The 21580-nt window shown below is 37.8% G+C and carries 15 protein-coding genes; 6 read left to right on the top strand and 9 right to left on the bottom strand.

Annotated features, from left to right (window positions below; all coding sequences use genetic code 11):
• Positions 1-32: 32 nt before the first annotated feature.
• Positions 33-1289, bottom strand: a complete 1257-nt coding sequence (locus tag DSM03_RS12570) for an alkaline phosphatase family protein (protein ID WP_128763207.1) — start codon at positions 1287-1289, stop codon at positions 33-35.
• Between the two features lie 157 nt (positions 1290-1446).
• Here DSM03_RS12570 and DSM03_RS12565 point away from each other — a divergent pair, with 157 nt between their 5' ends.
• Complete coding sequence (locus tag DSM03_RS12565) at positions 1447-2049, top strand: TetR family transcriptional regulator (protein WP_128762015.1); 603 nt, start codon at positions 1447-1449, stop codon at positions 2047-2049.
• On the opposite strand, the gene DSM03_RS12560 is transcribed toward DSM03_RS12565, so the two are convergent.
• Together DSM03_RS12560 and DSM03_RS12555 are read right to left on the bottom strand one after the other, a co-directional pair.
• Complete coding sequence (locus DSM03_RS12560; protein ID WP_128762016.1) at positions 2023-2289, bottom strand: CBU_0592 family membrane protein; 267 nt, start codon at positions 2287-2289, stop codon at positions 2023-2025. The genes DSM03_RS12565 and DSM03_RS12560 overlap by 27 nt on opposite strands.
• Before the next feature lie 182 nt (positions 2290-2471).
• Positions 2472-2849 carry a Fur family transcriptional regulator gene (locus DSM03_RS12555; protein WP_128763206.1) on the bottom strand — a complete coding sequence of 126 codons (378 nt, stop codon included), beginning with the start codon at positions 2847-2849 and terminating at the stop codon, positions 2472-2474.
• A gap of 716 nt (positions 2850-3565) precedes the next feature.
• On the opposite strand from DSM03_RS12555, the gene DSM03_RS12550 reads away from it, so the two are divergent.
• Positions 3566-3790: a DUF4625 domain-containing protein gene (locus DSM03_RS12550; protein ID WP_128763205.1), complete on the top strand. Its 225-nt coding sequence runs from the start codon at positions 3566-3568 to the stop codon at positions 3788-3790.
• Positions 3791-5430: 1640 nt separating this feature from the next.
• Here DSM03_RS12550 and DSM03_RS12545 read toward each other — a convergent pair.
• From DSM03_RS12545 to DSM03_RS12520, 6 genes are all read right to left on the bottom strand, one after another.
• Positions 5431-6402, bottom strand: a complete 972-nt coding sequence (locus DSM03_RS12545) for a hypothetical protein (protein WP_128763204.1) — start codon at positions 6400-6402, stop codon at positions 5431-5433.
• Positions 6399-7406 carry a DUF4421 family protein gene (locus DSM03_RS12540; protein WP_128763203.1) on the bottom strand — a complete coding sequence of 336 codons (1008 nt, stop codon included), beginning with the start codon at positions 7404-7406 and terminating at the stop codon, positions 6399-6401. The genes DSM03_RS12545 and DSM03_RS12540 overlap by 4 nt, the downstream gene beginning before the upstream one ends.
• Entirely contained in the window at positions 7396-8118 is a 723-nt protein-coding gene (locus DSM03_RS12535; RefSeq protein ID WP_128763202.1) for a DUF3667 domain-containing protein, read from the bottom strand. Before DSM03_RS12535 ends, DSM03_RS12540 begins: the two co-directional genes overlap by 11 nt.
• A gap of 6 nt (positions 8119-8124) precedes the next feature.
• Positions 8125-8964, bottom strand: a complete 840-nt coding sequence (locus tag DSM03_RS12530) for a hypothetical protein (RefSeq protein WP_128763201.1) — start codon at positions 8962-8964, stop codon at positions 8125-8127.
• A 776-nt stretch (positions 8965-9740) separates the two neighbouring features.
• The gene (locus tag DSM03_RS12525) at positions 9741-11060 is read right to left on the bottom strand and encodes an FAD-dependent oxidoreductase (RefSeq protein ID WP_338068249.1); all 1320 of its coding nucleotides are present in this window, start codon (positions 11058-11060) and stop codon (positions 9741-9743) included.
• A gap of 835 nt (positions 11061-11895) precedes the next feature.
• The gene (locus DSM03_RS12520) at positions 11896-13128 is read right to left on the bottom strand and encodes a hypothetical protein (protein ID WP_128763199.1); all 1233 of its coding nucleotides are present in this window, start codon (positions 13126-13128) and stop codon (positions 11896-11898) included.
• A 208-nt stretch (positions 13129-13336) separates the two neighbouring features.
• Here DSM03_RS12520 and DSM03_RS12515 point away from each other — a divergent pair, with 208 nt between their 5' ends.
• From DSM03_RS12515 to DSM03_RS12500, 4 genes are all read left to right on the top strand, one after another.
• Positions 13337-16675: an Eco57I restriction-modification methylase domain-containing protein gene (locus tag DSM03_RS12515; RefSeq protein WP_128763198.1), complete on the top strand. Its 3339-nt coding sequence runs from the start codon at positions 13337-13339 to the stop codon at positions 16673-16675.
• Positions 16676-16682: 7 nt separating this feature from the next.
• The gene (locus DSM03_RS12510; RefSeq protein ID WP_128763197.1) at positions 16683-18047 is read left to right on the top strand and encodes a competence protein CoiA family protein; all 1365 of its coding nucleotides are present in this window, start codon (positions 16683-16685) and stop codon (positions 18045-18047) included.
• A gap of 155 nt (positions 18048-18202) precedes the next feature.
• Positions 18203-20557 (top strand): AAA family ATPase, encoded by a 2355-nt coding sequence (locus tag DSM03_RS12505; RefSeq protein WP_128763196.1) that lies wholly within the window; start codon positions 18203-18205, stop codon positions 20555-20557.
• 2 nt (positions 20558-20559) lie between these two features.
• Positions 20560-21543, top strand: a complete 984-nt coding sequence (locus tag DSM03_RS12500; protein ID WP_128763195.1) for a hypothetical protein — start codon at positions 20560-20562, stop codon at positions 21541-21543.
• Positions 21544-21580 lie beyond the last annotated feature (37 nt).

The raw sequence follows: 21580 nt of genomic DNA, 5'->3' as shown, positions 1-21580 counted from the left end.
TAAGTTTTGATTGCTTTTTGATTGTGTTAATGTTATTGGGTTACCCATACATTGCGGGTGGTGTTCTGGGTTTTGAGCAGAATTTTAACCGGAGCCTGATCAGCTTTTTCAAGCGTCATTTTATAAGATTCCGCTCCACTCGTTGTGGTACCTAGTTTTGAATAGGCATCTGTACCCCCTGTTTTAAACGCATTCGTTTTGCTGCTTAAAAGCGTTACTTTCGTATTTGGATCTGTAAGATGCTTCCAGGTAATGACCAACTGATTCCCTTTTAGAGTGGCTGTAAGATTGGTTAGGTCAACAGGGTCAATTAGCGATACACCGTCCCACTCTGCACGTGTGGCATCAGCAACCGGTAAGTTTAGAAAACTTGTTAGGGTAGGTAGAATATCTACAATAGCCGGAGTTTCATTTTTAAAGTAGTTATTGGTTTCTTTACTGTTAGTAACAATCCATGTAGCTCGTTCCCGATCAGATTGCCCCCCGTGTCCCTTGCCGTCGTGAGCACTTCTCCCGTGGTCTGTAGTGACCACCATTAACCAGTCTTCATTATGGTTTTGTTCCCGGTATTTTACGGCATCGTAGATTTTACCAATGAGGCTGTCTTCATATTTAATGGCTTGAGTAAGTTGCGGACTGTCGCCGTATCCATGTCCCATATCATCAGAGTATTCCAGATATACCCAAGAGAGGTAGGGTGCATTGGTTTTGATATACATACTGGCTTCTGTGGCGACTAGCGCATCGATTTTTTTTATATAATCCCGCATAGGATCGTGAGGAAACCGTATGGTGTCTAACTCAAACCCGTCAAAAGCATAGTCTACCTCCACATGTTGCGTTTGCGGTAATCCGGCTCCAATGAGTTTGGTGCGGTTGTCTAACCAGGTAGAGAAAATAGCTGTATTCTTTTTAGGATAGACGTCTTTAAAGAGTCTAAAGATAGTAGGGTAGTTGTAATTAGGATCTTTAATACTGTTGCCCCATACATTGTGTTTATTGGCCCATACTCCTGTGAGTAAACTGTTATAGCCTACAGCAGAAATGGTAGGAGTTTTAGAGTATCCATCTTTATCACCGCCTACATACGCATCTGTATACCCACCGTCTCGGGCCAGTGCATCTAAGTGCGGGGTTTCAGTATTTTTAAGCATATCAGTTGCAATACCATCAACGATGATGAAAACAACTTTTTGCTCAGGAGCAGCTTCCGTAGTTTGCGTTTGTGCCGTAAGCTGTAAGGAGCAGCTACAAATCAAAATGTAGAAAAAGGATTTAGTAAATCGCATAGTCTTCTTTTTTGTGTTGATCCAAAAGTAGTTGGATTAAAAATAGATTGACCAATCGTTCAATTAAATAATGATTACATAAATGTTGCCTTTATGTTATTTGTTAAAAGGAGCTTTTGTAGTTTTCTAGAAAGGCTATTTTTGACAAATTTTAAGAATGGGCAGAAAGAATATCAGTGACCAAAGACGTGGTGAAATCATTATTTCATTTTATGAAGTTTCCAGGAGTTTAGGTCTTGAAAACGCCTCTATTGCTAAGCTTGCGCAGCATATGGGGATTAGTAAGGGGCTGGTGTTGCATTATTTTAAAAACCGGGAAGAACTTTTACTGGGGCTTAATGAATATATCTTGGAACAGCACTTACGCGTGATGGTTTCTGAAGATATCGGTAAGATGGATTGTAAAGAACACGTTATTCATTTTATTGAAAACCTTTTTACCCGAGCCTGGAACACGTATTTTGATGATGGGGTTTTCTACAGTTGCTATGCTTTGGTTTACCGCGTTCCGGAGTTTAAAGAAAGTTTTAAGGCCTACCTCATTCAGCTGCACGAGGTGTTGTATAAGAAGTTAGAAGAAGCGGTTGCTTTTGATGTGATTGTAGCAACTGATTTAAAGGAATTAACCGAAGTTATTTTTGCCTTAATTGATGGGGCTTATTATTATCTGGGAATGTATAACGAGCATGATTTAGCATACAAGCAGCAAATAGCCATCTATGTAAAATACAGTTTAAGGTTGCTTGACTTTAGAAGTTGATGCTGTTTCCTTAACTGAATTCTTGCGTTTGTAAACCGCTACCAGTGCAAGAATTCCCCAGACGCCATTCACAACTATATTGGGATAATCATCCAGATAAAATGCATTGATAACTAAGCATACCGCTCCAAGACCATTGAGTACATGGTACAATTTATTTTTAGCAGAAATAAATTCGAGACTTAAAAGTAAATAGGCTGCGATAAATATAACGGCACCGAGCCATCCTATAGAGACCATAAGTAGATGAGTTTAAAGTTCAAATATACGTACAGCGGGATAACTGATGGACTTGTGCGCCTATTTATAACCTTAATTTAGTCTTGTAAGGCCTATTAGAGCTGTTGCCTGGTACTCTCATGCTACAAAGTAGTTTATCTCATAAGCTTTTCATATACCGCAAATACGTTGCAGCGCGAAAACTAGTTCCCTTTACATTCCGGGCAAATGCCCGAGACTAAAAAATTTACGTTTTTTACTTCGTAATTAGCCGGTAATTTGAAGCTGGGTTCTACAGCCTCTATACAGGTCACTGTGTTGCAACGCTCACAATTGAAGTGTAAATGATTGTGTTTGTGTTTAGTAGTGCAACTCTGGCAATTCGCATACTTGATAACGCCATCAATATTGGTGATTTTATGTGCGAGGTGTTCATCTACCAGCCGGTCTAAAACGCGGTAAATGGTCACCCTGTTGCAGAGTCCTTCGGGTAACTTTGCCTGAACATCACTTTGAGATAAAGCCTCATCAGTCGTGTTGATGATTTCTAGAATGGCATCTCGGGCTACAGTATTTCTCATTTGAATTTTTTAATGCAATAGGGTTGCAGTTGCAAAAATAAAAGTTATGTTTGCAACAATGTTGCAATAGGGTGTTTTTAATACCTATACAAAGTTAAGTAACCTAAAATTAGTAGCCTTATTAAGTATGGACAATCTGTTTTTTAGGAGATCTGATGCTTATACGCAACACCATATCGGGTTATATTCTATATGATAAAACGGCAAAAACATCGTATTTCATTCCTGTTGCTCACACTTTTTCTAGTGATGAAGTTAGGCAGCCTGCACCTTCTCGTGCACGATGATGATCTACAGCAACAAGACGATTGCCCAATCTGTCAGGTAGTCATCAACCAGGCTGCTATTCCAGTTCTTCCAGAAGGTGAGCAACCTGCAGTTGAAACTCCCTTTTTTCCCACTATGCTCCAGCAGGAGGCTACACCTTTTACTTCCTGCTCCTTTCAAGATCGGCTTTTAACACGCCATCTGTATTGCAGGCCGCCCCCACGACACACAACCGTATAAAGTCTCTTGTTTTAGGTGTATGCATCTGCCTTGCGGTAGGTATTGGGTTAGTAGTTTTTCCCTAATACATTTAGTTTAGATTAGTATACGCGCTGCAACGCGTTGCTGCACCTAATTCCAGAGCTTATTAATTACGTACCTCAGCCAAGTACTGTTAGCATTTGGTAGGAATCCAGTTTGTTTGATCCCCGCTTAGCGCGGGATAGAATGTGAACATTCACGCACACGGTTTGCCTGTGAACGAAGGTGATGTGGAATGGGCTTTTGATCGGGATTTTGAAGCGGGCTATCACGAGGAGATTGCTGTAGAATTTCATGAGCATATCGATGTGCCGGCAACCGCACCTGTAGGAGCATACCATATGGTTATAACCATAGAGGATGAAAACGGGATTACAGAAGTCATTGACACGCATCTAGACGTAACTCCTTAAATTTTAATCATAAGCCTGTGTCTGCCCCTAACAGGCATGGGCTTTTTTAAATCGAATACGATGAGAATACTCAAACGGAGCCTTGATCTTTTGGTTTCCAGCCGCATCAACTCGCTCCAGGACATGCTTTGCCGTATCGATGTAAAAAATGAACAGGAAGATGAATAGAAGTTACATCTTCTGATGAAGTGTTGATTGATCTCCTAACGGAGATTTTAGTAATGCTTATTTCTAATCATGTTTGTTCATTTTCTTTACTCGTACATTTTAATTTTCTCGGGAACTCGTGAATCTCCTGTCGTCGATTTAGCTCGCGTGATTTCTATTTTTACGGGAGCTCGTGAACCTCGTATCCTCGGTTTAGCTCGCGTGATTCTTATTTCACGGGTGCTCGTGAATCTCCTATCGTCGATTTGTCTTGTCCAAAGAAACCCTTCGACTATCGCTCAGGGCAGGCTTAACAAAAGAAAAGACACCCTCGCTTCGAAATTTTTCGCTCGATAATCGAGATTAAATATTAATGAGCTGGTCTTGATCCCTAATTGATTCCTATAACGCGTAAGGTATTCCTTTTAAAAGCCGTTTTACGGCCAAAAACCGGCTTATCAGCTCCGCGTCGCTAATCAGGTTTTACTAAGAGTAATTCTTAGTTTAAGTAAAGTAGTCCATTTTAAAGCCAACGCGCCACCTGGCTCATTCGCTAAAAAGGTCTGCCAGACCTTTCCTTAACGCTTTGCCCTCACGCCTATTCTGAACTGAGGGAAGAGCTAAAGAATACTATTTTTAGTTTCAATTTGGAGACGGCCTACTTTTTAGATCTGTAGTAAAACAAGCAAATGCCGCAGCGGTGGGTAGTGGAGGATAGCTTAGCGTAGCGGTTTGCTATCCGCACGATAAGGGATTTGTGTAGTTTTCAAGGATCTAAAAATAAGCCTAGATTTTTTTGGTTCGTTTTTTCATCAATGGAAAAAATGAACAGAAGGATGAATAGAAGTTGTATGTTCAATTTTTAGCCCGCAGTTGTTTATCTGTTGATTTTCGTCCGTTTATGCTGAATCGAGGGATCGTATTTCGTTTAACCCGTGGGTATAGAGGAGTGGCCACGTTGAACTTGTTTCAGCATTTCATCCAGCAATGCTTCTCGACTCTCGACTACCCCTTCGACAAGCTCAGGGTGACATCTCGAAATGACAGAACGCTTTTTTATATCTAAAGTCAATCTTTGCCGTATCTATGGAAAAAATGAACAGGAAGGTGACTAGAAGTTGTATGTTCAATTTTTAGTCCGCTGTTGTTTATTTGTTGATTTTCCTGCGTTTATGCTGAAACGAGGGATCGTAGTTCGTGTAACCCTTTAGGTAGGGGTGAGTGGTCATGCTGTCCTGATAACAATCGGGATTGTTTCAGCATCTCATCCAGTAAGGCTTCTCGATAGCCCCTTCGACAGGCTCAGGGTGACAAGTGATAGGGGGTGCTTATTTGGTAGTTCTGATTTTTAATCTTGTATTTCAAAAGGCTTTGGTTTAAAACCTTCCGTCAAACGTAAATTGACGGAATTTCATATGACGAAGGGTAAACTCCGCTCCTAGATACGGTTACTGAGCATTTTAGGGCTTTAAAATAATGAATGCTGTTGTTTTTTAATCTTTGGCAAAATCCACCATTTTAAAAGATCGCATAGCCTCTCCATCAATTAAAGTATATTTTAAGGTATACGTTGCTCCGGAAGGGGTTCCATTTTGATACTCAGGAAATGTTCTTAGTACGGTGTCATTTTTAATCTCATACTGATCATAACCCTTATAGGACTGAGTTAAAAGACTATCAGAAAAACCATCAGGAAAAGCAAATAAGCTCATAGATTTTCTGTTGTTAACCGATACGCCCTGAACGTTTATGCTATGATCTTTAGCAGATTTTATGAACAACAGGATTTCTGGAGAATCGTCTTGATTTAAATCGGTTATCTGAGCATCTACAATGTTTCCTTCATAAGCCATTTGTACTTCTTGATTTTTCAATTCTAGTCCTGCGGGTTTAATGCATACGGTTTTTTTGCGATCACTTTCAGAGCCGGAAACCTCAAAAAACAGCGTGTCATATCTCAGGTTTTGCACAAAGCTGCGTTGATCTATTTGAGTGGTATCTAAGGATTGCTGAAGTTTGGTGTATAACCCTGCTAAACTCGCTCCGCCTGAACAGTAGTAAAATAATGCAGCTTCATCACTATCTTTTAAAATGGATAGTTTATCCTCGTTGAATTGTAGCCTAAGCGTTCCAACATCCTTTTTGATTTCAAAGGTGCTGTCGTTTAGTGCAGTAGCAAAACCATCTAAGGTACAGGTAGGCTTTTTAATAGCATTTCTAGAACGAATGCTTACCTGTAGCGCATAGTTTTTATAAGAGGTGGTGTCTACTTTGATTGCAACCCAATCGTAGCCTTCATCCTTTTTAAAATAAGCAGCATCTACATAAGCTCCTATTACGTTTTGGAAAGAGACCTCGCTTTCTTCTTTTGATTGCTCAGCAGAAGGCGGTGTTTTTTCTTTAGGTTCTTTACAAGCAAGTGCCAAAAGGAGGGTGCTATACATTACTAAGTAGACCTTTTTCATAATCCCAGACGTTCAGTAGTTTGTCTTAACTTTTCTGGAGGGTCAAAGCGGTATCCTATAAAAAACAATCCATACCAGGAGTCATCCTTTAAAGAAGTGTCATTTTCGTTAGTATAACTTAAAGATTTGTAATTGAGACGCGCTCCCATTAAGAATTTAGAGGTGTTATAACCTACTTGTATTCCCGCACCGTATTCCGTTGTGAAATAGGTGTTTGATTCTTTGTCGTTATATTCTTCTCCAGAACGTTCATAAGTAGACATGCGGGTACCTATACCCCCAAAGGCATAGGGAGCAATATTGAATTGTTCTTCAATAACGGCATTGTAATAATAACTAACATCTAAACTAAAATCAAAATTATTCTCTACTCCGGTGTAGGTTTCAAAATCATTCTTTAATCGAGCATAGCTATAGTTAAAACTAGGCACAAAACTACCTGCACTCACCCGCTGCCATTTACGTTGGTAAAGTAGACCTTCTAAAGAAAAATCTGGATTTAAAACGTAAGAAGTCGATCCGCCATAAAAGGTGCGTTTAAGATCAGGAAAAAATAAGTACCCCTCATTGTCAAAAAAATCAGGAAAAAGAACGTCAGTATTCTCTACGTAAAACCCTTTTAAGCGCTGGTATTTGAATTCTTGTACAAATTGCCCTGGAAATAGTCTAACGGTAAAATCTTGATATTGACTATCGCCTCTTTCGGCGTTATCATCATTACCGGGTAAGAAACCCGGTGTAAACGAATAGGAGAAGCTAAAAATTTTATAATCAAATAGCCCTGTAAGCCTTAGATCATTATTTGTAGCGAGTTTTAATTCCTCATCCATTCCTTCTCCTGAGATAAAATAGTTTTCCAGATAGGAATCTACGTGCACTTTTACCTGCACCTGATCCGTGTAAGAGATGATCTTGGGAAGGGTTTCTAAATCTTGAGCATAAAAGCTAGCAGGTACCGCTAAGAACAGCAGTATTTTGAGTGTTTGAAGTGATTTAAAACGCATAGGTGTAAAGTATTAGTAACGTTAATAAGAGGACATAGGTTAAAAAGAACGTAAAAAAGCAAAGGAGTACTACCTTAAATTTAGAATGGTCAAAAAATTGTATAAAACACCAGAGCGTTAGTGCGCAACCCAATAACGTCTCGAAATTCTTGAACAGATTGAATTGAGTAGTGTTTTTAATCCGTACCAAAAAAGCCAGAAAAACGATATGCATCACCAGTCTTTGACAAGCAGCAAACGTGTTTAAAATAAAATGCTCTGCAAAATTGAGCCTTTGTTTTTTAAAGAAAAGCCAACTGCTAAAACTCATTATGGGTAAAATTGCCAACGTAAAATAAACATAATTCCCATCTAAACGGGTGGAAAATTCATACAGTGATTCACTAAATTCCGGTTCTTTTTCAGGCAACTGAAACACATCAATATCAAGGCTATGGTATAAGAAACTATAAATAGTAGCTAGTACGATGAGCATAGATACCGGCATAAAGTACTTGACGCGTTTACCTGCTAAATAATCTTTAACCACATAACCGGGTCGCCAATATAAAGCGCGTATGGTGTACCATAACCCGGAGTCTACATTAAAGAGTCCCAGGCTTAAATCTTTAAATATATACTGTAATTTTATACGTTGTATTTGGCTGTGTTGCCCGCAAACCGGACAAAAATTACCTTTAAATTCATGGTGGCAATTTTTACACTGGGTCATAAAAGCTTATTTACGCTTAGTACCCCAAGGGCAACGCTTGATCAAATAGCTTAACGTACCCTCATACGTATCAAGAGACGAACCAAAACCATTTCTATTCACCGAATAGAGGCTTGAACCCGTATCTGAAACAATGGTTAAGCCAATAGTCGTATCGTAATTGGTAGTAGTAGTTGATGAGTTCGAGGTAAGCTCTCTCCCTTTTCTTTTATCCTTGTCTTTATCGTTTTTATAGGTAGTGCTTGAAAGTCCGGAAGTGCGGGTACCTTCAAACTCAATATTAGCAGTTCCATAAACAACAAATTCTACACCCAACAGACTGGCTACATCTTTGGGAAGCATCGTCTTAATGCTGGTAGGATCTAGTCCATTTTGAAGAAGTATGGCATTTGTGGTCATCGCTTCCTGAACTATAACCTGATTGGTATTCTTTTTAAACGAATTGATGGCTGTTTGTTGCACCTGCCCCGACATGGCTTCGCTCATCAAGCCCTGGTCGTTAGAAACCATTACAAAAGGTAACACCGCCAGTTTATTTTTTCTGCTCGCTGCACTAGTAGCACTTACCGGTGCAGCCATCGCAGTAGGAGCAGCAGGTTGCTCATTAAATACCTGAGTGCGACCACTTGAGAATGTGATTTTTGCAATTTCAGATTTTTTGATGTCGTAATTTAAATCTTCGCCAGAATAAATAAATTCTATGTTGTCTTCATGTACAGCAGTCACTTTACCTTTCTTAGTTTCCCCATTAAGCATATAGACCACATCTGCCGCATCTTGAGCACTTAAGTTGGTATTTAAACCCACGAGGGCTATGAATAGGCATAGGAGTAATTTTGTTCTCATTTTTTAATATTTTGGATCTTAAACTTAAATTAACTTAATTTTCGATGGGGTCAAAAGGATTGATTCTGTATACTGGATTTTCTTCACATAAAAGATTAAATTACTTGTAATAAGTTGCTTATCTGCTTCTTTAAACGTTTGAATTGAACGCTTCAAAGCATTCTTGATAGCATGTTGTTATCCACAGACTCCTCACAATCCTTTCTCGCTTAGTCATTCTAAAAGCTCACAGCAGGTATAAGAACAGGGAGATGACTAGAAGTTGTATGTTCAATGGTGAGCTCGCTGTTGTTTAGTTGTTGAGCTGCCTGCGTCTATTCTGAACCGAGGGATCGTAGTTCGTTTAACCCTTTAGGTAGGGGTGAGTGGTTATGCTGTCCTGATAACAATCGGGATTGTTTCAGCATCTCATCCAATAAGGCTTCTCGACTCTCGACTGCCCCTTCGACAAGCTCAGGGTGACATCTCGAAATGACAGAGCGCTTTTTTACTAAAGTCAATCTTTGCCGTATCGATGGAAAAAATGAACAGGAATACGAATAGCAGTTATAGTTTCTAAAGGAGTCAAATGAAAATGGTGTGGTGACGCGGGTATGAGCTTCTCGATACAAACCTTTCACGCTAGGGCGCTCAAGAATCACTCGAAGTGACATTTAGATGGCATAGGATGTTTTACTAGTTCCTTAGGGTTATCGGCAAGCAACCTGTACATTACGGTCTTTTGTCTCTGATCTTTTCTCTCTTTTCTAACTTCTCAAGTCTTAAAACACCCCCTATTAGTTCACCCCACCCCCTCTGGGTCCATCGCGTTCCTGAAGTACTTTTTCAGAATGCAGTACGGCAGCGGCTTTTGCGGAAGCGGTGACTTTTAATGCACTGCGTTTGAGCATTTCGGTTTCAAATTTGTTGAGTACGTGTTTTCTAAGGTTGCTCGCTTTAAGGGTTTTTGTCGGGTCGTAACCTTTAGTGATGCGCTTGGCCAGTGCCAGAGCGTCTAGTAAGGCCTGATTGGCACCCTGGCCTTTAAACGGACTCATCGGGTGTGCGGCATCGCCTAGAAGGGTGCAATTCCCCCAGTTTTTCGTGAGGTCTGGAGTCAGCAGTTCGCGGTCATACACGGGATATCCTGAAATGAGGCCCGGTTCTGTAGCTGCTACAACCTGAGGAATGGGAGCGTGCCAGGGCGTTCTGCGTTGTACGGCTTGTTTTAAAGCTTCGGGTCCTAAGGCACTGAGGGCTTGAGCCTGATCTTCCGGGATGGGGAAACTGAATTGCCACATAACGGACTCCCGATCGTAGGGCATCATATACATACGAGCGGTGCCGTCTGCGGTTTGAAACACGGTTGCTGAATCGAGTAACGGACTTTCAACTTCTGAGAGTGCTTTCAGTTTACAGATCCCTAAGATGACGATACAGCCTAAATACTGCAAGGGAAGGAGTTGCGGCTTTAGCAGCATCGTGCGCACGGTACTGCGTATGCCGTCTGCTCCCACGACCAGATCAGCCTGAGCGGTTTTTGGAATGCCATCCACTTCCAGATGGAGTTGAAGCGCTCCGGCATCGGTGGGCTGAATGTTTAGCAGTTGGTGCCCCCACTGTATTTGATGAGCCTCCCCCAATTGGTCAAACAAGGTCTTACGCAACGCCTGTCGGGCAATGTGTATGTTGGTTTTTTTAGCGGTGGTGTGGGTACCGGCATCCCACTTGCGCATCCCCCATTCGCCAATGACGGTACCGTCGGGTTTGTGTGCAAGGTGGCGGGTAGAGACTACGCCATCTTCCAGTTCGTGAATGCCAAACCCCTTTAAAGCGGTGTGCGCCTGTTGCAGGGTGAGGCCGTATCCCTGTGAACGCGCATCCACATGCAGATCCCGCTCGTAGACGGTAAAAGGGATCCCCCGGTGTAAACAGGCTACTGCCAGAGCCATACCGCCTATTCCCGCGCCTATGATGGCGACGTGCGGGTAGGTGGTGGGATCGGGTACAGGTGGCTGTGCCGCAGGGATCAATCCCGAAGCCGAACAGGTGGTGCACGGTTGTAGATGTGCTTGGGGCTTTACCGGTTTGGGATTTGAAGGAAACCGGCGGTGCACATCCAGGGCTTTCTGATACCGCTGTTTGGCACGCTTGGAAAGCCCCCGGTTTACAGAGTCCTGGCCTTTACAATCGGGACACGGGATATAGCTTGTTTTTGGGGTTTGCACGATGGTTTACGCGTTTTGAGGTGCAAAGATGTTTAAACCAAATGAGTTTCGCTAGTTTTTAGGGAGAATCTGAGCAATACACATGTAATCAGTTTGCAGTCTCAGTAAGCAGTTGCAGTTTACAGGTGTTTTAATTCAGGATTTCCTAATTAAAATTCGTAATAACCCCTTACACTGAATGTAGCATTTAAAGGATCAAAGCGGCGGCTGCGTGAATTTTACGCGGCGTAGCCTGGTAAATTTTTACCGAAGCTAGAGCGACTGAGCAATCTTATGTCACTTCGATTAGAGGAAGCGTAGCCTCGTGGTATCGAGAAGTCTTCCTGGTTAGTATGTTTCAAGCTAAGAGGAGTTCTCTCCCGAAAGCTTTCGGGAACAATTTTTTAGAACTCAGGTTCTTCAATTTCGATAGAATATCGGAATCACTCGAACGTACAGTTCTGAATACATTTACTTTGGCTCAAGGCCTTAAGTAAACACTCGCTTCTCGACTGCGCTCGAAGTGACATTTTTTGATGCGATGTTCCGTGGAGCGGTTGATTTTTATATAGCTGAATTTACCAACTTGGATTAATAATTTAAAAATAACTGCATAAAAAACCCGCTATGGACCTAGCGGGTTTTTTAGTAGTTCAAATAAAGACTCTGACAGTCTCTTGGCATGGATCAATTAATTAAGGAAAGGAGAAATGTATTTATAGAGGAACACTTTTAATGAAAGTTGTTATCTCGTCGTTATAGGACTAAATATGGTTCCTAGATTTTTAAAGTTTATGGCTTTAGATAAGGTTACAGAGAAAAATGGACGAGGATGTATCAGCGTATTTGTAACTTCTGCCTGCAAGGTGATTCCTGAAGTAGCTTCCGTAATCCAAGCCCTACCTAAAAAATAGACGTCAGATTGATTATGATAATTCCGTTCTAAAACACTGTTTAGTGTTTTATATCGTGGAATGTATTCACTGATATAGCCTGAAGATACTTGTAAACGTACACTCATGTTTTTTGTTTGATGTGATAGAAACAGACCGGGGCCAATATTAAACGAGAACTCATTAGAGTATGTGGTGAAGTTGTTAGGCGGTTGTATAATACTCGTGCGAATAGGTCGTGCTATACCAACGGTATCTGTAGGAACACCATCCTTATAAAGAGAATTGACTTGAGTCCTGCGCCATATAAATTCAGTAGATGCTGAAACCATTAATTTGGTATTGCTATTGAAGTTGGTTAGGTTCCATAGGAAACTTGTATGAGCACCTAAATTATCAGAAACACTAGTGCGTACGAGCGTCGCATTTTCCCTGTAAACCAAGACACTGTCTGCATTGATACGTTCTATACGCTGTTCTCTTCCTGATACTTGTGTGGAATCTGTAGCGGTAAATGTTCTGTTGCCATAAAGACTAAGATACCAGCCTGTTTTCTTAGGCATAGGATCTAAGTAGACATTGGCCGCAAAAAATAGATTATTAGTTTTAATACCATCTACTAGATCAAAATTGGTACCTATATAAGCTAAATAGGCATATTGAGTATTTACTTTAGAGAACGGTAAAATATGTAAATCTAATTGATCTGTATTTGTTTTTTCTTTTTTGACCGTATCGTTTAAAGTAAGATTTAGGAGTAAGTTACGGGGTCTATCTTGTATAGAATCTTCTTTAAGTTCCAAATAGAAGCTAATTTTTTCTTTATCCTCCAGTGTAGTTAGGTTGATAGGTTTATATGATAGGATATAGTCAGAGGTATTTAAGGAACTTTTCCTATCAGGATTAAGTTCAAGGATATAATTTTTAGCATCTTGAGTAGGTAATTTTGCCTTTAGGATAGAGAAGGTATAGATGCCCGTTTTACCCGTCCGTTGCAGCGTATCTTTATCAACGTTAAAAGACTGTCCTTGTAATTTAAAAGAGACTATACCTAGGCTGATCAAAATAAAAATAATCCTTTTCATAATACATGTATTTGATTGTTAGTAGTTTGGTTCTTATAAAGAACGTAATTTTAACTTTCTTTAACAATCCCCAGTATCGGGTATTTTTCCCCTTTTTGAAGGGAATACGGAAATCCTCATGAATAACTGGTGTATTACACGTAGCTTTAAAAGCTAAATAACTCTTAAGATTTTCTATTTTTAGTACTTCAACTACCAAAATCCATTAATGGCATTATTTCAAAATTCGGTACTTAATAAATACCTCAAAGCACAGGACGATAAAGCAGTCGCTAAAGCCTATAAACTTTTTTCCGCTTATTTCTTGAATGGGGAAATACAGGAGAACATCCGCAAGTCTAAGGAAGAGCAGTTTCAGGCTACTTTTTTAAACGAGCTTTTTGTGAACATCCTGGGTTATACGCTTAATCCCAAGCCCGGTTATGATCTTACAACTGAGTTTAAAAATGAAAAGAACAACCGCAAGGCCGATGGTGCGATTCTCAAAAATGATAGTGCAACCGGAGTCATAGAACTGAAGGGAACCAATACCAAAGACCTGGAGAGTATACGCCGGCAGGCTTTTGACTATAAAGCCAATCAAAAAGGCTGCGTATACGTGGTTACCTCAAATTTTGAGAAACTACGCTTTTACATCAATGATGCGACCGAATTTGAAGAGTTTAATCTTTTTGAATTAACCTTAGAGCGTTTTGCACTGCTGTATTTATGCCTGCAGCACGACAATCTGATGAGTGACCTGCCTCTTACCTTGAAAGAGGCGTCTATCGCAGAAGAGGAAAAAATCACGAAAGAATTTTATAAAGATTACTCCGTTTTTAAACGTGAACTTTTTAGAGATCTGGTTAAACGTAATGTGAAGCGCATACGCAGCAATCGCCAGAGCGAACTGGAAGATGCTGCTACAACCGAGCTTACTGAAGAGGAACGTGCAGAGCGCATGCGTTTGCAAAAGAACATCAAGCTTACCCTGTTTAAAAAGTCTCAGAAGCTTATAGACCGCTTTCTGTTTATCTTTTTTGCAGAAGACCGCGGACTCTTACCGCCCAACTGGACGCTTACCATTCTTGATGAGTATGCCCAGTTAAAAACACTGGCAGTTGATATACCGGTGTATGACCGTTTTAAGTTACATTTTAATTACCTGGATCAGGGGCGAAAAGGTACAGGACAGGACGAGATTTATGCTTATAACGGCGGTCTTTTTAAACCGGATGCTATTTTAGACCAGTTGGTAATAGACGACGAACTCTTATTAAAGCATACGCGAAAACTGGCCAACTACGATTTTGAAAGTCAGGTAGATGTCAACATCCTTGGGCATATTTTTGAAAACTCGCTTAATGAGATTGAAAGCGTAAATGCCGAAATAGAAGGCGATACTTTTGATAAGCAAACCAGTAAACGGAAGAAAGACGGGGTTTTTTATACGCCGAAATACATTACCAAATACATTGTACAAAACACAGTAGGCAAACTTTGTGAAGAGAAAAAAGCCGAACTGGGTTTTGAAGAAGCCGAGTATTTTAAAAGCCGAAAAGGCCGTAATAAAGACACACTTAAAAAGTTAGTTGCCATACTTGACGACTACCGGGATTGGCTACTGCAAATCACCATTTGCGATCCTGCTTGTGGTTCTGGTGCCTTTTTAAACCAGGCACTTGACTTTTTGATCAAAGAACACCGCTATATTGACGAACTCAAAGCCAAAGTACTGGGCGGTGGTCTCGTCTTTGCAGATATTGAGAATACCATTTTAGAGAACAACATCTACGGCGTAGACCTTAATGAGGAGTCTGTCGAGATTGCCAAACTCTCCCTATGGTTACGTACCGCCCAACCCCGCCGAAAGCTCAGCAATCTAAGCAGCAACATCAAATGCGGAAACAGTCTCATAGACAGCAAAGCCGTTGCCGGTGATAAAGCCTTTAAATGGGAAACACAGTTTCCTCAGATTTTTGAAAAAGGAGGTTTTGATGTAGTGATCGGGAATCCGCCTTATGTTAGAGTACAGAATCTAAAATATACTGAAATTGATTTTTACAAAGAAAAATATGAAGTAGCTCATAAAAGAATAGACATTTCTCTTCTGTTTTTTGAGTTGGGCCTAAAAATAATTAAAGAAAAAGGTTTGCTTTCATTTATCACTTCAATACAGTTTGTCAATGCGGAATATGGTAGAAAAATAAGGCAACTACTTTTACAATATAGAATTAATAAGTTTATTGATTTTAATGGATTAGGAGTGTTTGAAGGTGCCACTACATATCCTGGCATTATAATGTTGCAAAAGCTAAAACCTTCTAATTTTGAGTATTTAAAAATATTAAAATTAGGAGCTGAAAGTCTATTTCAAAAAGAGTCAACAACATCTTCACTTTCAAAAAGTAATGAAATTAAATATCAAACTTTGAGTGATAATGTTTGGGTTTTTGAATCACAAGATTACCAAAGTGTACTAGATAAGCTAGAAAGTAATTCTGTAAAATTAAAATCATTTGTCAATCCTTGTACAGGATTAACAACTGGTAAGGACAATATCTTAATTTTAACAAAGGAGCAAGTAGAAGAACTTGATTTAGAAAAGCAAATATTACTACCTGTAATTAGAGGAAGAAATATTTCTAGATTCTATATACAAAATGATACAGATTATGTTATTTATCCTTATGAATTAATAGATGGGCAAACGCAAATGCTAGATGAAAACAGCTTATCACTAAAATATCCTAAAACATATTCCTACCTCGAAAAGCACCGGAAAGAATTGGGGAGAAGAAAAGACTCAAGAAAATTATTATCAGAAACTGGGGATTGGTATAAATTAATTAGAAAAGGAAGATTAGAATTATTTCAATCAAAAAAAATACTAACACCTGGAATCAGTAAAGAAAATAGATTTGCTATTGATCACGAAGGTTATACATATTTATGTGGTGGGGCTGGAGTTTTTGGATTAGTACAGGAAAAATTCGATATTAATTATTTGACAGCTATACTAAATAGTAAAGTAGTTCAATTTTTCTTACACTCTATAAGCACGAAAAAGCAAGGTGGTTATTATTCTTACCTAAATAGTTTTTTAGAGCAAATTCCTATTTCAAAATCCTATAACGGCGATATTTTGACTAACTCGAAAGAATTAGAACAACTTTATCGAAAATCTGTGTTATTTGTTAAAGACTTCAATATATATATATCTTCAACTTATGAGCTTATTAAACTTTCTTCAAAACTAGAAAACTGGCACGAGTTGGAGTTCGGTGCGTTTATCAAAGAGCTCAATAAAAGCATCAAAGCCAACAACAAACTCCGTCAAAAAGCCGCTGCCGCTACTGCCAGTTCGAGCGCAGTCGAGAACTATGTTGAGGTGCCTGCCCTAACCAAAAAAGACGAGTTTGAGTGGATGTCCCTTTTTGAAGAAAACAAAAAGAAAGCCCAAGACCTGCAAACCCAGATCAACCAAACCGAGCACAAGATCGACCAAATGGTCTATGAGCTATATGGTTTGACAGAGGAGGAGATACAAATTGTGGAGAATAGTTGATTGGCTTATGGGAAAGATCGTTGAAGAATATATAACCGACTGGGCATACACCAAATCCTTTATTGACCCTATTCATATTTCTCAAGCTGAAAGCGGCAAACAGGGATATTTCTGTTTGGGGTGTAAGAAAGAAATGCAAGCGGTAAAAGGTAAAATTCGAGAACACTATTTCCGTCATCACGCTAAAAATGTTAAGAATGATTATACGGAATGCGTTAGAGCTAATAGGGAATACCGGGAGCGGATAGCAAGAGATATTTTACAGCGATTAAAACGCCTTAAGGTACCTGCTGTGTACAAATACCCTCCAAGAGGAAGTGATGGCATGCCTAATAAATTAGCAGAGGCCGAATGGATTGAAGCAGCAAAGGTCGTGTCTGAACTGACTTTTTATGAAGATGAGAACTGTGAGATCCATTATGGAAGTGATCCTGATATTGATGAGCGCTATATGTCAATACGGCCAGATATTACTTTTTTTGATGCCGGAGGTAAACCTATTCTCTTTCTAGAGTTTGTAGTTACACATAAAATTGACGAAAAGAAAAAGAATAAACTTTATCGTTTCGGAATTAATACGGTTCAAATTATCATCCCTAAGAAGTCAGAAGAACTGATTGAACAGGTATTTAAATCAAGTAGAAGCATAAAATGGGTATATAATGAAATCGAAGCCAACACAGAATATGTATACGTTTCCGACACATCTGGTAGAGGAGTATGGGAAATTGATGACGACCAAAGAAAGCTTTTTGAAGAATCTTACAAATGCCGAAAAAATCAAATTGCAAATCTTATACGATCAGTTAGAACAGCTTTGGAGTCAGAATCATACAAGCAAGCTGAACGAATCTTTGAACGAGAAATATCAAGAGTTGAGAGCGCTACAGAAGCAGAGAGAGCGGGACTGGAAAGTATGGAAGAACGACTTGAGGGAGAAGTACGAGATGAGTTTGCAGAGCGACGAAAAAAACTTGAAAGCGAAGGAAGAACAATTGACGTTAGAAGAGAAGAGCTTAGAGAAAAAAGAGGAAGGTTGGAAAAAGGATATCAATCAACGAAACGAAAACTTGAAGAAGAGCAAGAACGAGCTGACAATGTTGAACAACTTAGAGAATCAACTGAAAGAAAATCAAGAGGAATTAGAGAACGAATTGAAGAAGTTGGAAAAGAACAAGACGAAATTGAGGAACGCGTTTTTCAAGAATGTAGATCAGAACTTAATCAAAGAGGTGAAGAATTGCCCCGAGGAACTAGAACTATATTGGAAGCACAAAGAGTTCTCAGCCTTTACCCCGATGCTCAACGCGAAAACCGAAGATACCGAAAAGCGTATGAATTTTTTAAAAAGGGAACTTGGAAAGCACAATAAGACAATTGAATGGTTTCTAGAAGAATTTAAGGAAGATATTGAAAAACAATAGGTATGGTAGTACTACAAAAAATGAATGTTAAAGAGGCTTTTGATGAGGTTAAGGATTTAGCAATTAGAGGTGCTGCGGAGGATGGTGGTAAATATGGGGAGGTATGAGTGGGTTTAAGTTGTTAGGGATAGGAACTGGAAAAAACTTTAGTGAAGAATTATCTAATTCAGAGAATTACAAAAACTTTTTTAAAGTATTAGAAAGTAATCAACTTTATAAGTTCTACTCAGGATTTAAATTTTTAGATAAAAATAAACAGGAAATAAGTGATGGAATAGAAAAAGTTGAATTCATTCAAAATGAATCTACTGTTCCAAATGGTTTATACAATCAAGCAGATATTAATATTAATTTATCTGCAGTTGTTGGAAAAAATGGGAGTGGAAAAAGTACGCTTTTTGAAGTATTTTATATTTCTATTTATCTACTATCGGTAGGCAAAGAGTTGTTAGAGCTTAATTTTTCTTCAATCAATAAAAAAGAAGAAGAATTGAACAAACAAGAGCAACGATTTGGAAAAAAAATAAATGAGGTTTTAACTAAAGATGAGAATTATACAGATACTGATGAATTAATTTCAAATATTGAAGAAAGGTTAGATAAAATTGGTGAGGAGTATTTGAAATACCTTCCAAATCTTGTTTTTTTAAAAAAGCAGCTTACAGAATATAAAAGACTTTATGATAAAAATGAAGTGGATTATTTTACAAAAAAAAGATTGGAATATTTAGAATGGTCTGAAAATATAAGTTTAATGATTGAGTCAATTGACTTAAAAATTTATTATCAGTTAAAAGATTGTTTTTATGTATTGAAAATAGGAAATCAAGAAAATTCAAATGAATATTTTTCGATAGAAACTATTGCTGGTCTTGGTGAAGAAAAAATAAAAAAAAATGGAATTATAAAAGAAATTGATTTATCAGATCATTTCTTTTATACCATTGCTGTTTCATATTCGCATTATGGTTTAAATGCTTTAGAAGAAGGAGAATGGCTAAATGACATTTTTCATAAAAATGATAGTTACCAAACTCCAATCGTTATTAATCCTATGCGAACAAATGGGACAATAGACATAAATAGAGAAAAAAAGCTTGTAATACAGAGGTTGCTATCTAATATATTAGAACCAGTTGATGTAGGAAAATCAGCAACATTAAGACATTTTACACCTAATAAGAAAGCTAATAAGCTAATTTTAAAATTTAATCATAATAAATTTGAGGAATATGAAATAAATCACAGACTAAGTCCTATTAAAAATATAGCTTCTATAGCAAAATTACTATATGAGCAATATACTGGTAGTGATTTCATCAAACCTCAAAACAATGTCCATTCAGCGACATATTATTATGCGCAAAATAAAATAGTAAGGATTTGTGGACTTTATAAAAGATACCAACCTTTTTTACAAAGAGATAAATTTCATAATGAGGATAAACTTATAAAAGAGCTCATAAAAGATAATAGCCATATTACATTTAAGTTAAAACAGGCTTTAAATTTTTTAAAATTTGACCATATAAAATGGTATCCTGATAGGGAATTTGGAATCACCGAATTTGAAGAAGATATTAATGATCTCTCGAAAAGAATAAAAAAACTTGTTGAAGAAGAAAGGAAGAGAGGAAGAATAAAATCAACTATAGAGTTTCTCCCTCCATCAATATTTGATGTGAAAATTGCGTTAGAAGATCAAACTCTTTTTGAAAAAATGAGTTCTGGTGAAAAGCAAAAGATATATAATCTTAGTAGCATAGTATATCATTTAATAAACCTCAACTCTGTTTTTAACAACAACCAAGAGAAGAATGAATTGATAAAGTATAAGTATGTAAATATTCTTCTAGACGAAATAGAACAATATTATCATCCTGAAATGCAGCGTACTTTTATTGCAGATTTAACTAATTATATAGGAAAAATTAATAGCGATAATATTGATAATATTGAGGGTATAAATATTCTTTTTGCGACACACTCACCATTCATTTTGTCAGATATACCAAGCGAAAATATTTTAAGATTAAAGGATGGTAAAAAAGCAGATTCCGATGAAAAATCTTTCGGAGCAAATGTATATGATTTACTGAAGGATAGTTTTTTTCTGGAGGATGGTTTTATGGGAGCTTTTGCTCAGAAAAAAATTGATATAGTCATTAAGTGGCTAAATAAGAAAATATTAGAAAAAGAGATTTCAGCTCTAGAAAAAGATATTGATGAAAAAATTATTTTAGGTAAAAAGAGAAGTCTTGAAAGGTTTGAAACTATACCTAAACTTGATAAAACCTATGTTTATAATTTAATTGAAATTGTTGACGAGCCACTACTAAAATATAAAATGAAAGAAATGTATTATACCATCTATTCCGAAGAAATGGATAGGGAGAATGCAATGGAGCAAATTCAGCTTATTGCGAAAAAATCAGGGCTAAACGTAAAATTTGATTAGCTATGATTTACCTAGGAGAACAAAATGAAACTCGGATAATGTATAGTCAAAAGGCCTATTGTTATTTAAATAAGAAACTTTTTGGTTCGTATTCTAAAGATAATAAAGAAGGTTATAAATGTAAATTAGATGTTTGTGATATTTGTTCTAAAGGTTTTCATCAGCTAAGCCTTGGTGTATTTAAAAACTTTATTAAGCCTTATTTATTTGAAATACTCAATGTTCAACCCAAGGATATGCTAGCTTTGGAAGGAAAGTTGATCTTGAATTGGATTCAACAAGGTTATGGTAGTTGTGTAGAATTTCAAAATAATTGTAAAGCTATTTTTTTAAAAGGTTACAATACATGGTTTATAAATTATTCTATTAATTATGAATTAGCAGAATGGCTAGATCAGCATACTTGCTCATTTTGTAATCGACAGTATATTTTTACCGCAAGAAAAAATGCTGGTGCAAAAGGGATAACCTGTCAGTTTGATCATTGGCTTAGTAAGTCAAAGCATCCTTTATTCTCATTGTCTTTCTACAATTTGATACCTTGTTGTTCCGTTTGTAACAGTTCAATTAAGTCTACAGAAAAGTTTAATACGAATACACATTTACACCCATATGTAGACAAGCATATTTCTAATTCATTTTCATTCTCTTATAAACTAAATGCTCAATCAGAATACGAAATAGATTTCGCTAATGAGAATCATATATCTAAAAAAGCTAAAAAGACTTTAGAGGATTTAGGAACTAAATTGGTTTATAGTAAACATAGTCAAACAGAACTAAAGGACCTGATAGATCTTCGTTTGAAATACAATGAGAACTATCTTCAGTCACTGCTTGAAAAAACTTTTGGCGATCTAAATATGTCAGATGAGGAAAGGTATCGTTTGATTTTTGGTATTGAAATCGATGAAAAAGATTATCATAAAAGGCCAATGAGTAAGTTTAAAAAAGATATCATTACAGAATTACTTTCTATAAAATAATAGGATAATGCCTACACAAAAATACTTTCTCAATCAG

The organism is Leeuwenhoekiella aestuarii, assembly GCF_004104055.1.
In the GTDB taxonomy this organism is placed as follows: Bacteria; Bacteroidota; Bacteroidia; order Flavobacteriales; family Flavobacteriaceae; genus Leeuwenhoekiella; species Leeuwenhoekiella aestuarii.
The sequence above is the reverse complement of the archived record's forward strand: the minus strand, read 5'-3'. Positions and strand labels throughout refer to the sequence as shown.